Annotated in this window: 8 protein-coding genes and 7 tRNA genes; 13 read left to right on the forward strand and 2 right to left on the reverse strand. The window is 54.9% G+C overall.

What is annotated here, in order from left to right:
* Positions 1–160: 160 nt before the first annotated feature.
* Positions 161–2,182 carry an N-acetylglucosamine-specific PTS transporter subunit IIBC gene (gene nagE, locus LRS40_RS23900; RefSeq protein ID WP_231312865.1) on the reverse strand — a complete coding sequence of 674 codons (2,022 nt, stop codon included), beginning with the start codon at positions 2,180–2,182 and terminating at the stop codon, positions 161–163.
* A 324-nt stretch (positions 2,183–2,506) separates the two neighbouring features.
* Between nagE and nagB the strand changes: the two genes are divergently transcribed.
* The 12 genes from nagB (at position 2,507) to LRS40_RS23960 (ending at position 9,381) form a co-directional block, all read left to right on the forward strand.
* Complete coding sequence (gene nagB / locus LRS40_RS23905; protein ID WP_142488692.1) at positions 2,507–3,307, forward strand: glucosamine-6-phosphate deaminase; 801 nt, start codon at positions 2,507–2,509, stop codon at positions 3,305–3,307.
* A 56-nt stretch (positions 3,308–3,363) separates the two neighbouring features.
* Positions 3,364–4,512 carry an N-acetylglucosamine-6-phosphate deacetylase gene (gene nagA, locus LRS40_RS23910; protein ID WP_156263208.1) on the forward strand — a complete coding sequence of 383 codons (1,149 nt, stop codon included), beginning with the start codon at positions 3,364–3,366 and terminating at the stop codon, positions 4,510–4,512.
* 8 nt (positions 4,513–4,520) lie between these two features.
* Positions 4,521–5,741 (forward strand): N-acetylglucosamine repressor, encoded by a 1,221-nt coding sequence (locus LRS40_RS23915; protein WP_142488690.1) that lies wholly within the window; start codon positions 4,521–4,523, stop codon positions 5,739–5,741.
* A 45-nt stretch (positions 5,742–5,786) separates the two neighbouring features.
* A complete protein-coding gene (gene nagD, locus LRS40_RS23920) occupies positions 5,787–6,539 on the forward strand; it encodes a ribonucleotide monophosphatase NagD (protein WP_142488689.1) in 753 nt (250 codons plus the stop codon).
* Positions 6,540–6,789: 250 nt separating this feature from the next.
* Positions 6,790–8,454 carry an asparagine synthase B gene (gene asnB, locus LRS40_RS23925; protein WP_032617046.1) on the forward strand — a complete coding sequence of 555 codons (1,665 nt, stop codon included), beginning with the start codon at positions 6,790–6,792 and terminating at the stop codon, positions 8,452–8,454.
* Positions 8,455–8,679: 225 nt separating this feature from the next.
* A tRNA-Met gene (locus tag LRS40_RS23930) sits at positions 8,680–8,756 on the forward strand.
* Between the two features lie 8 nt (positions 8,757–8,764).
* Positions 8,765–8,849, forward strand: a tRNA-Leu gene (locus LRS40_RS23935).
* Positions 8,850–8,872: 23 nt separating this feature from the next.
* A tRNA-Gln gene (locus LRS40_RS23940) sits at positions 8,873–8,947 on the forward strand.
* Between the two features lie 33 nt (positions 8,948–8,980).
* Positions 8,981–9,055: transfer RNA gene (locus tag LRS40_RS23945), tRNA-Gln, on the forward strand.
* Positions 9,056–9,072: 17 nt separating this feature from the next.
* Positions 9,073–9,149 (forward strand) — tRNA-Met (locus tag LRS40_RS23950).
* Positions 9,150–9,193: 44 nt separating this feature from the next.
* A tRNA-Gln gene (locus LRS40_RS23955) sits at positions 9,194–9,268 on the forward strand.
* Between the two features lie 38 nt (positions 9,269–9,306).
* A tRNA-Gln gene (locus LRS40_RS23960) sits at positions 9,307–9,381 on the forward strand.
* A gap of 95 nt (positions 9,382–9,476) precedes the next feature.
* Here the strand turns inward: LRS40_RS23960 and ubiF are convergent.
* Entirely contained in the window at positions 9,477–10,652 is a 1,176-nt protein-coding gene (gene ubiF / locus LRS40_RS23965; RefSeq protein ID WP_231312866.1) for a 3-demethoxyubiquinol 3-hydroxylase, read from the reverse strand.
* A 135-nt stretch (positions 10,653–10,787) separates the two neighbouring features.
* On the opposite strand from ubiF, the gene miaB reads away from it, so the two are divergent.
* A complete protein-coding gene (gene miaB, locus LRS40_RS23970; RefSeq protein ID WP_231312867.1) occupies positions 10,788–12,218 on the forward strand; it encodes a tRNA (N6-isopentenyl adenosine(37)-C2)-methylthiotransferase MiaB in 1,431 nt (476 codons plus the stop codon).
* Positions 12,219–12,305 lie beyond the last annotated feature (87 nt).

Below are 12,305 nucleotides of genomic sequence, written 5' to 3' on the forward strand. Positions count from 1 at the left end.
AAACGACGTATAACGGCATATGATCTTATAAGCCGGGCGTAGTGACAACCTTTAGTTACGCAAAAAAAGGTCTCTGAAGAGAATAATCGGGGCAATTGCTGCAAAAAAAAGCGGCGGGGATATCCCCGCCGCTCAGGCATTAACGCTGACTCAGGAGCACTTATTTGCCTTTAATTTCATACAGTGGTGTCTGACCGGCAACAACCTGACCCTGCGCCTTGATCACAAGGCCGCTGAAGTCGTCGATATTGCTGCAGACCACCGGGCTGATCATGGAGCGGGCATTGGCGTTCAGGTAGTCGAGATCCATTTCCAGAACCGGCTGACCGGCAACCACTTCGGCACCCTCTTCAACCAGGCGTTTGAAGCCCTGGCCACCCAGCGCAACGGTATCGATACCCATATGGACAACGATCTCCGCGCCTTTCTCTGTTTCTAGGCAGAACGCGTGGTTGGTGTTAAAGATCTTGACGATAGTACCGGCTGCCGGAGAGACCACGGTTTTATCCGTTGGTTTCACCGCTACGCCATCGCCCACTGCTTTGCTGGCAAAGGCTTCATCAGGCACCTGCTCCAGAGCAACCACTTCCCCGGTCACTGGCGAAACCAGCGCAGCGATGGTGGTGGCATTGGCAACAGCCTGTGGCTTAACCGCAGCAGGCGCAGCGGCTGGCGCAAATGTCGCTTCAGCAGCGGCAACCGGACCGGTGGTTTTCATTGCGTTGGCGATTTTCTCGGCCACAAAGCCGACGATAATCTGAACGCTGGTTTTGTTCAGGCGGATCACGCCAGACGCACCCAGGCGTTTCGCCATTGCTTCGTTAACCAGAGAAGAGTCTTTCACGTTCAGACGCAGACGGGTGATGCAGGCATCAATACCGGTCAGGTTGTCTGAACCGCCGACTGCCGCGATGTACTGACGCGCCAGGCCGGAAACGTCTTCCGTCGCGGTGCCGCTCACGTTCACGTCCTGACCATCCCCTTCGCTACCGGCGACAGCCAGCTCGCGACCCGGAGTCATCAGGTTGAATTTGGTGATGGTGAAGCGGAATACCACGTAGTAGATCACGAAGAAGGCCAGACCCTGCAGGATCAGCATGTACCAGTGAACCGCCAGTGGGTTACGGGACGACAGTACCATATCCACCAGGCCCGCACTGAAGCCAAAGCCGGCAATCCACTGCATGCTTGCGGCGATGAACACGGAGATACCGGTCAGTACGGCGTGGATGACGTACAGTACCGGGGCAACGAACATGAAGGAGAATTCCAGCGGTTCGGTGATACCGGTGAAGAAGGCCGCGAATGCGCCCGCCATCATGATACCCAGCACTTTTGCTTTGTTCTCTGGACGCGCGCAGTGGTAGATAGCCAGCGCCGCACCCGGCAGACCGAACATCATAATCGGGAAGAAGCCCGCCTGATAACGACCGGTGATACCCACAACCGCTTTACCTGCTTCGATGGACTGTGCGCCGCCGAGGAAGTTAGGGATATCGTTAATGCCCGCAACGTCAAACCAGAACACGGAGTTCAGGGCGTGGTGCAGACCGACCGGGATCAGCAGACGGTTGAAGAACGCATACACGCCCGCACCGACGGAACCCAGCTTCTGGATGTGCTCACCGAAGTTCACCAGACCGTCGAAGATCACCGGCCAGATGTACATCAGGATGAAAGCGACAACAATCATAACAAAGGAGGTCAGAATCGGCACCAGACGACGACCGCTGAAGAAGGAGAGTGCTTTTGGCAACTCAACGCTACTGAAGCGGTTGTACAGTTCAGCGGAGATGATACCCACCAGGATACCCACGAACTGGTTGCTGATCTTACCGAAGGCTGCCGGAACCTGGTCCGCAGGGATCTTCTGGATCATGGAAACCGCAGCCGGGGAGCAGAGCGTGGTCAACACAAGGAAGCCCACAAAACCGGTCAGTGCCGCAGCACCGTCTTTATCTTTGGACATACCATAAGCCACACCAATGGCAAACAGTACGGACATGTTATCGATAATGGCAGAACCGGACTTAATGAAGAACGCGGCTAACGCGTTGTCCCCACCCCAACCCACAGGGTCAATCCAGTACCCGACACCCATCAGTATTGCTGCCGCTGGCAGCGTGGCGACCGGCACCATTAAGGCGCGGCCAACCTTTTGTAAGTAACCTAAAATGCTCAATTTGTTCCCCCTATGAGACCCCGTTAACGGTGTATTCTCAGCTGTGTTTTTATTGTGTCACTAACTTGTAAATACAGTTGATGATTCACTGGCTGACTGAGTGTGTGGAAAATTAATTCGTATCGCAAATTAAACGCGTACTTTTTGTGAGTTTTGTCACCAAATATTGTTTATCACCCTCCCCTGCACTGGCAAACTGCCAAAACTTATTTTATGATACGAAAAATCAAGACGAATTGCCCCCTCTCGGTGTGAACCAGGTTAGTCTTAATCATACCCGGACAAGCAATCCGCCATCTTTTATGAAATCTTTAGAGGTGAATAATGAGACTGATCCCCCTGGCAACTGCAGAACAAGTCGGTAAATGGGCTGCCCGCCATATTGTAAACCGTATCAATGCGTTTAAACCGACTGCCGATCGTCCTTTTGTGCTCGGCCTGCCAACCGGTGGCACACCTCTTACTGCCTATAAAGCATTGGTTGAGATGCATAAAGCGGGCCAGGTAAGTTTCGAACATGTTGTCACTTTCAACATGGATGAGTACGTTGGCCTGCCAAAAGATCATCCGGAAAGCTACCATAGCTTCATGCACCGTAATTTCTTTGATCACATTGATATTCAGCCGGGAAATATTAACCTGCTGGATGGTAATGCGCCGGATATCGATGCTGAATGCCGTCATTATGAAGAAAAAATTCGCGCTTACGGCAAAATTCACCTGTTCATGGGTGGCGTGGGCAACGACGGTCATATCGCATTTAACGAACCGGCCTCGTCTCTGGCGTCCCGTACCCGTATCAAAACCCTGACCCATGACACCCGTGTGGCAAACTCGCGTTTCTTTGATGGCGACGTGAACCAGGTGCCAAAATACGCCCTGACCGTTGGTGTGGGTACCCTGCTGGACGCGGAAGAAGTGATGATTCTGGTGCTGGGCGGCGTGAAAGCGCAGGCGCTGCAGGCGGCCGTTGAAGGCAACGTCAACCACATGTGGACCATCAGCTGCCTGCAGCTGCATCCGAAAGCGGTAGTGGTGTGCGATGAGCCGTCCACGATGGAACTGAAAGTGAAGACGTTGAAATATTTCAACGAATTAGAAGCAGAAAACATTAAAGGTCTGTAATGTAACGCCGCCTCTGTTTGCAGAGGCGGGATGCTATTTTTATACCGGGGGTCGTTATGTACGCTTTAACCCACGGTCGGATTTATACCGGCCATGAAATTCTGGATGACCATGCGATTGTGATCGCAAATGGCCTGATTGAACGTGTCTGCCCGCTGGCCGAACTGCCGACGGAAATAGAACAACGCTCGCTCAATGGGGCAATCCTCTCCCCCGGTTTTATCGACGTACAGCTTAACGGCTGTGGCGGCGTGCAGTTCAATGATACAGCGGATGCCGTCACGGTTGAGACGCTGGAGATTATGCAGCGCGCCAACGAAAGATCGGGCTGCACTAGCTATCTGCCAACGCTGATCACCACCAGCGACGATCTGATGAAACAGGGCATTCGCGTGATGCGTGAATACCTGGCGAAATACCCGCACCAGGCGCTGGGCCTGCACCTTGAAGGTCCGTGGCTGAATATCGTCAAGAAAGGCACCCATAACCCGAGCTTCGTGCGTAAACCTGACGGCGAGCTGGTCGATTTCCTCTGTGCCAACGCGGATGTGATCACCAAAGTGACCCTGGCGCCAGAAATGGTCGATCCAGAGGTCATCGGCAAGCTGGCGGGCGCAGGAATTGTGGTTTCAGCCGGGCACTCCAACGCCACGCTGAAAGAGGCCAAAGTTGGCTTCCGGGCCGGTATCACCTTTGCTACCCATCTTTATAACGCCATGCCGTACATCACCGGGCGTGAGCCGGGTCTGACCGGGGCGATCTTCGATGAGCCGGACGTCTATTGCGGCATCATTGCCGACGGGTTACACGTAGATTATGCCAACGTGCGTAACGCCAAACGCCTGAAAGGCGACAAGCTGTGTCTGGTCACAGATGCCACGGCACCGGCGGGGGCAAATATTGAACAGTTCATTTTTGCTGGTAAAACAATATACTACCGGAATGGACTGTGTGTGGATGAGAACGGAACCTTAAGCGGTTCGGCCCTGACCATGATCGAAGGCGTGCGCAATCTGGTGGAACATTGCAGCATTGCTCTGGATGAAGTGTTGCGTATGGCAACCCTCTACCCGGCACGTGCGATTGGCGTGGATAAGCAGCTGGGCAGTATTGCACCTGGCATGGTGGCTAACCTCACCGCATTCACACACGATTATAAAATCATCAAGACCATCGTTAATGGTAACGAGGTCGTCACAGAGTAAGTAAACGTATGACACCTGGCGGACAAGCTCAAATTGGTAACGTTGATCTGGTAAAGCAGCTGAACAGTGCGGCGGTATATCGACTGATTGACCAGCATGGACCCATCTCGCGGATCCAGATTGCAGAACAGAGCCAGCTTGCCCCCGCCAGCGTGACGAAAATTACCCGCCAGCTCATTGAGCGCGGGTTAATTAAAGAAGTGGATCAGCAGGCCTCCACCGGGGGCCGTCGCGCGATCTCCATTGTGACCGAAACCCGCCATTTTCACGCCATCGGCGTGCGCCTTGGACGTCATGATGCCACCCTGACGCTGTACGACCTGAGCAGCAAAGCGGTTGCAGAAGAGCACTACTCCCTGCCGGAACGCACGCAAGAGACCCTTGAGCATGCCCTGCTCAACGCCATCGAGCTGTTTATCGAGTCCTGCCAACGCAAAATCCGCGAGCTGATCGCCATTTCGGTGATCCTGCCCGGGCTTGTCGACCCCGAAAGCGGCGTGATCCGCTATATGCCGCATATTCAGGTTGAAAACTGGGGGCTGATCGACGCCCTGGAAAAACGCTTCGCCGTCACCTGCTTTGTGGGCCACGATATCCGTAGCCTGGCGCTGGCGGAGCACTACTTTGGTGCGAGCCAGGATTGTGAAGACTCTATTCTGGTGCGTGTTCACCGGGGGACGGGGGCCGGGATCATCTCCAACGGGCGCATTTTTATTGGCCGTAACGGTAACGTCGGCGAGATTGGCCACATTCAGGTTGATCCACTGGGTGAGCGCTGCCACTGCGGCAACTTTGGCTGTCTGGAAACGGTGGCTGCCAACGCCGCCATTGAGCAGCGCGTGCGTCATCTGCTGGAGCAGGGTTACCAGAGCCGCATTACGCTGGACGACTGTAAAATCAACGCTATCTGCAAGGCCGCCAACAAGGGCGACGCCCTGGCCAGCGAAGTCATCGAACAGGTCGGCCGTCACCTTGGCAAAACTATTGCCATTGCCATCAACCTGTTTAACCCGCAAAAAGTGGTGATTGCGGGCGAAATTACCGAAGCCGAAAAAGTGCTGCTGCCCGCCATTGAGGGGTGCATCAATACCCAGGCGCTGAAGGCGTTTCGCCAGAATCTGCCCGTGGTCCGCTCCGCGCTGAATGACCGTTCAGCGATTGGCGCCTTTGCGCTGGTAAAACGCGCCATGCTTAACGGTATCCTGTTGCAGCGTTTGCTGGAAAGCTGACAGCGTTTTATAGTGACGCCTTCTTTTTTTGATGTCGGGAAGTCCATGACCATTAAGAATGTTATTTGTGATATCGACGGCGTGCTGATGCACGACAACGTTGCCGTGCCGGGCGCAGCAGAATTTCTTAACCGCATCATGGAAAAAGGCATGCCGCTGGTTCTGCTCACCAACTTCCCGTCGCAGACCGGACAGGATTTGGCGAACCGCTTCGCTACTGCCGGTGTCGACGTGCCCGACAGCGTGTTCTACACCTCGGCGATGGCCACCGCAGATTTTCTGAAGCGTCAGGAAGGTAAAAAAGCCTATGTAGTGGGCGAAGGCGCGCTGATCCATGAGCTATACAAAGCAGGCTTCACCATCACCGATGTGAATCCCGATTTCGTGATCGTCGGCGAGACACGCTCCTATAACTGGGAGATGATGCATAAGGCAGCCTTCTTCGTCGCCAACGGTGCCCGATTTATCGCCACCAACCCGGATACCCACGGCCGCGGCTTCTACCCGGCCTGTGGCGCGCTCTGTGCCGGTATTGAGAAGATCTCCGGCCGTACGCCCTTTTATGTCGGTAAGCCAAGCCCGTGGATCATTCGCGCGGCGCTCAACAAAATGCAGGCCCACTCGGAAGATACGGTGATTGTAGGTGACAACCTGCGCACCGATATTCTGGCCGGTTTCCAGGCCGGGCTGGAGACCATTCTGGTGCTGTCAGGGGTATCGACCCTCGATGATATTGATTCGATGCCGTTCCGGCCGAGCTGGATTTACCCCTCGGTCGCGGAAATTGATGTTCTGTAATCTGAAACCACGTCACCGGACGTGGTTTTTTCATTTTGTCGCAGTAAAAACAGAGTCATATCTAAACAAAACCTTCATTCATTGAATAATCTTCAATAAACCAGCTCAAGTCATACGCTTTTTTCAACATTCAGCAATGACCATTGCACTTTTTCTCTTTTACCCGGCAAAACGCTTGCCGCTCCTCCCCTTTTGCGGCATTTTCATAAGCAAGCAACATCACACTGCAACAGGGTTAATGGAGAAGGTTATGTGTTCAATTTTCGGCGTACTGGATATTAAAACTGACGCAGGCGAACTGCGTAAAAAAGCACTGGAATTGTCCCGTCTGATGCGCCATCGCGGCCCGGACTGGTCCGGTGTCTACGCCAGCGATAAAGCGATTCTGGCCCATGAACGTCTGTCGATTGTCGACGTTAACGCCGGTGCTCAGCCGTTATATAACGAGAAAAAAACCCATGCCCTGGCGGTCAACGGTGAGATCTACAACCACCAGGCGCTGCGTGCGGAGTACGGCGATCGCTATGCCTTCCAGACCGGTTCTGACTGTGAAGTGATCCTGGCGCTGTATCAGGAGAAAGGCCCGGAATTCCTCGACGAGCTGCAGGGGATGTTCGCCTTCGCCCTGTACGACAGCGAAAAAGATGCGTATCTGATTGGCCGCGACCACATCGGGATCATCCCGCTGTACATGGGTCACGACGAATTCGGCAACTTCTATGTGGCATCAGAGATGAAAGCCCTGGTGCCGGTGTGCCGCACCATTAAAGAGTTCCCGGCAGGCAGTTTCCTGTGGAGTAAAGATGGCGAGATCCGCTCTTACTATCAACGCGACTGGTTTGATTACGATGCCGTTAAAGACAACGTTACCGACAAAGTCGAGCTGACCCAGGCGCTGGAAGAGGCGGTAAAAAGCCACCTGATGTCAGACGTGCCTTATGGCGTGCTGCTCTCCGGCGGTCTGGACTCCTCTGTGATTTCGGCTATCACCAAAAAATACGCCGCCCGCCGCGTGGAGGATCAGGAGCGCTCCGAAGCCTGGTGGCCGCAGCTGCACTCCTTCGCCGTTGGTCTGGAAGGATCTCCGGATCTGAAAGCCGCACAGGAAGTGGCTAACCATCTCGGCACCGTACACCATGAAATTCACTTTACGGTGCAGGAAGGGCTGGATGCGATCCGTGACGTTATCTATCACATTGAAACCTATGACGTGACCACCATCCGCGCCTCCACGCCGATGTACCTGATGTCGCGTAAAATCAAAGCCATGGGCATCAAAATGGTGCTGTCCGGCGAAGGGTCTGACGAAGTGTTCGGCGGTTACCTGTACTTCCATAAAGCGCCGAACGCTAAAGAGCTGCACGAAGAGACGGTACGTAAGCTGCAGGCGCTGCACATGTTTGACTGCGCCCGCGCCAACAAAGCGATGTCTGCCTGGGGCGTGGAAGCACGCGTGCCGTTCCTGGATAAGAAATTCCTCGACGTGGCCATGCGTATCAACCCGCAGGATAAGATGTGCGGCAACGGCAAGATGGAAAAACATATCCTGCGCGAATGTTTTGAATCTTACCTACCGGCAAGCGTGGCCTGGCGTCAGAAAGAGCAATTCTCTGACGGCGTAGGTTACAGCTGGATCGATACCCTGAAAGAGGTGGCCGCGAAGCAGATTTCCGATCAACAACTGGAAACCGCCAGCTTCCGCTTCCCGTACAACACGCCGGGTTCAAAAGAAGCCTATCTGTACCGTGAGATCTTCGAAGAGCTGTTCCCGCTGCCAAGCGCAGCAGAGTGTGTCCCGGGTGGCCCTTCCGTCGCCTGCTCCTCTGCGAAAGCCATTGAGTGGGATGAAGCGTTTAAAACCATGAACGATCCGTCAGGTCGTGCCGTAGGCGTGCACCAGTCTGCGTATAAATAAGCAATAAAATTTGCCATGAGGCCCTTCGGGGCCTCTTTTTTGCCTCGCGTTTTGCTGGACAAAATCGATTAATAACCAATAATTGCCGAATATTCGGCCACGCTGTTCGCAACCTAACCAAACAGTCACATTCCAGACATTTTCGATGAAAAAGGTGTTGACGCTGCAAGGGTCTATACGCATAATGCGCCCCGCAACGCCGATAAGGTAACGCGAAAAAAAGATGGCTACGTAGCTCAGTTGGTTAGAGCACATCACTCATAATGATGGGGTCACAGGTTCGAATCCCGTCGTAGCCACCATCTTTTTTGCGGGAGTGGCGAAATTGGTAGACGCACCAGATTTAGGTTCTGGCGCCGCAAGGTGTGCGAGTTCAAGTCTCGCCTCCCGCACCATTCCCATAAAAGCGTTGCACGGATGGGGTATCGCCAAGCGGTAAGGCACCGGTTTTTGATACCGGCATTCCCTGGTTCGAATCCAGGTACCCCAGCCATATTTCTTCGATTTTGCGGTTCTCCGCGGTTATTGGGGTATCGCCAAGCGGTAAGGCACCGGTTTTTGATACCGGCATTCCCTGGTTCGAATCCAGGTACCCCAGCCATCGAAGAAAGCAGTACTGGCTACGTAGCTCAGTTGGTTAGAGCACATCACTCATAATGATGGGGTCACAGGTTCGAATCCCGTCGTAGCCACCATATTAGTGATTTATCGATTCTGTCGGTAAACTAAAAAAAATTGTTGGGGTATCGCCAAGCGGTAAGGCTCTGGTTTCTGATACCAGCATTCCGAGGTTCGAATCCTCGTACCCCAGCCAATTTAAAAAGTCGTTAGATGTTCATTGTTTAACGCCATTGGGGTGTCGCCAAGCGGTAAGGCACTGGTTTCTGATACCAGCATTCCGGGGTTCGAATCCCTGCACCCCAGCCACACTAAAAAAGCTCGCTTCGGCGAGCTTTTTGCTTTTCTGCGTTTCTAAAAGTCATGCCGGGTGGCGGCTTCGCCTTACCCGGCCTACAAGAGTTTTAAAGCCCTAAGGCGTATTTCAGCGCCTGACGTTTCAGCCCGCCCGCCCGCTGCGCCGCCATCAACCCCACATTACGCAGGACGCGCAACGGTCCCAGATCGTTGCTGAACCCGGCGTAAAACAGATCCATTCCGGACTGCATAATGAAGTTGTCCGCCATCCGTCGGGTCTGATAACGCTTAAGCACCTGATGGCTGGCCCAGGCTTCGCCGTGATTGCGGGCATTGCTGAGTACATCTATCAGCGCGTCGACGTCACGATAGCCGAGGTTAACGCCCTGCCCCGCCAGCGGATGAATGGTGTGCGCAGCATCGCCGACCAGCGCCAGCCCTTCCTGCGCGTACTGCAGGGCGTGACGACGCGTTAGCGGGAAGGCCCCCGCGGCGACAGGCGTTACCTTACCCAGCCGTGCCGGGAAATGGTGAGCGATTTCGCGCTGCAACTGTTCCATCGACAGCCCCTGTAGCTGGCGAATACGCGCCGGGGTGTCGTACCACACCAGGGAGGCCCAGCGATCGAACAGCGGTAAAAAGGCGTGCGGACCGTTCGGGGTAAAGTGCTGCCAGGTGCTGTCGCCCGGCTCGTTCTCACAGGCGACGGTAATCAGCATGCAGGATTGTTGGTATTGCCAGGCGTGAATGCCGATCCCCGCCAGCTCCCGCACCCGGGAATTCGCCCCGTCGGCGCCCACCAGCAGTTTTACCGCCAGCTGCTCACCGCTATCCAGCTCAATCAGATGTTGATCGTTGTGGCGATGCAGATGCTTCACCGACGCGGGGACGCGCAGCGTGACCCTGGGATGCGCCTCCAGCGCCTGCCAGAGCGCCTGCTGCAGAACGGTATTTTCAACCATATACCCCAGCAGGGGGAGTTTGAGCTCCGCGGCGTCAAAAATCACATGGGCATTTTCCCACTCCCAGGTCTCCAGGCGGCGATACGGGTGCGCGCGCATCGCCAGGATCGCGTCCCACACGTCCAGTCCGCGAAGCAGATCGACCGACGCGGCGCTGATAGCGGAGATGCGAACATCAGGCTGCTGAGAAGCGTCAAAGGCAGGCGGTGGCGCCTGTTCGATAACCGTTACGTCGAAACCCTGTTGCGCCAGCCCCAGCGCCAGCGCCCCGCCGACCATACCGCCGCCGACAACGGCGATCCCGGTTTGTTGGATAGTCATGGTCATTTGTCCTTATTTGAGAATCCCTTAAGTTTACCGGATTTTTTCGCCCTGAGTCCGGGAACCTTCATACTGGTCACAACCGCACCAAAGCATTACAATACGCGCCCTGCAATCCTGAGCACGAGCAAGTCGATGACAAAAAAACTCCATATAAAAACCTGGGGCTGTCAGATGAACGAGTACGATTCATCAAAGATGGCCGATCTGCTGGATGCCACCCATGGGTATCAACTCACCGACGTGGCGGAAGAAGCAGACGTGTTGCTGCTGAACACCTGCTCGATCCGTGAGAAGGCGCAGGAGAAAGTCTTTCATCAGTTAGGTCGCTGGAAGCTGATCAAACAAAAAAGACCAGACGTGATCATCGGCGTCGGCGGCTGTGTCGCCTCGCAGGAAGGCAAGCTGATCCGCCAGCGCGCCCACTACGTCGATATTATTTTTGGCCCGCAGACCCTGCACCGTCTGCCGGAGATGATCAACTCCGTGCGCGGAATCGGCCAGCGCAAAGCGATCATCGACGTCAGCTTCCCGGAAATCGAAAAATTTGACCGTCTGCCGGAACCGCGTGCGGATGGCCCAACCGCCTTCGTCTCCATTATGGAAGGCTGCAACAAATACTGTACCTACTGCGTGGTGCCTTACACCCGCGGTGAGGAAGTCAGCCGCCCTTGCGACGACATTCTCTTTGAAATTGCTCAGCTCGCGGCGCAGGGCGTACGTGAAGTGAACCTGCTCGGCCAGAACGTAAACGCCTGGCGCGGCGAGAACTATGACGGCAGCACCGGCTCCTTTGCCGAACTGCTGCGTCTGGTGGCGGCCATTGACGGCATCGACCGCATTCGCTTCACCACCAGCCACCCGATTGAATTCACCGATGACATCATTGATGTCTACCGGGATACGCCGGAGCTGGTGAGCTTCCTGCACCTGCCGATCCAGTGTGGCTCTGACCGCGTGCTGAACCTGATGGGCCGCACCCACACCGCGCTGGAATATAAGGCGATTATCCGCAAGCTGCGTGAAGCGCGCCCGGACATTCAGATCAGCTCCGACTTTATCGTCGGCTTCCCGGGTGAAACGGACGACGATTTTGAACGCACCATGAAGGTTATTGGTGATGTGAACTTCGACGTGAGCTACAGCTTCATCTTCTCGGCCCGTCCGGGTACGCCTGCTGCCGATATGGTGGACGACGTGCCGGATGAGGTGAAAAAGCAGCGTCTGTATATTCTGCAGGATCGCATCAACCAGCAGGCTAACGCCTGGAGCCGTCGGATGCTTGGCACCGTGCAGCGCGTGCTGGTGGAAGGCACTTCACGTAAGAGCATCATGCAGCTCTCTGGCCGAACGGAGAACAACCGCGTGGTGAACTTCGAAGGTACGCCGGACCTGGTGGGCAAGTTCGTTGATATTGAAATTCTTGAGGTGTTGACCAACTCCCTGCGTGGAAAACTGGTGCGCACCGAAGATGAAATGGGCCTGCGCGTCGTCGAATCTCCGGAGTCGGTGATTGCCCGTACCCGTAAAGAAAGCGATCTGGGTGTCGGCGTTTATCAGCCATAACCCTTCTGGCCTGTCATTTCTGGCAGGCCTTGTTTTCCCCTCTTCTCTCCCCCATATCCTTCGCAATGCTTGCGCCTTTATTCTGTG

This window comes from Leclercia sp. G3L, from assembly GCF_021117075.1.
Taxonomy (GTDB): domain Bacteria; phylum Pseudomonadota; class Gammaproteobacteria; order Enterobacterales; family Enterobacteriaceae; genus Enterobacter; species Enterobacter adecarboxylatus_C.

Bases quoted from the DNA above. Each gene is read 5' to 3' on its own strand.
- asnB (WP_032617046.1), top strand. From the start codon at position 6,790: ATGTGTTCAATTTTCGGCGTACTGGATATTAAAACTGACGCAGGCGAA.
- nagB (WP_142488692.1), top strand. From the start codon at position 2,507: ATGAGACTGATCCCCCTGGCAACTGCAGAACAAGTCGGTAAATGGGCT.
- LRS40_RS23915 (WP_142488690.1), top strand. From the start codon at position 4,521: ATGACACCTGGCGGACAAGCTCAAATTGGTAACGTTGATCTGGTAAAG.
- miaB (WP_231312867.1), top strand. From the start codon at position 10,788: ATGACAAAAAAACTCCATATAAAAACCTGGGGCTGTCAGATGAACGAG.
- ubiF (WP_231312866.1), bottom strand. From the start codon at position 10,652: ATGACTATCCAACAAACCGGGATCGCCGTTGTCGGCGGCGGTATGGTC.
- nagD (WP_142488689.1), top strand. From the start codon at position 5,787: ATGACCATTAAGAATGTTATTTGTGATATCGACGGCGTGCTGATGCAC.
- nagA (WP_156263208.1), top strand. From the start codon at position 3,364: ATGTACGCTTTAACCCACGGTCGGATTTATACCGGCCATGAAATTCTG.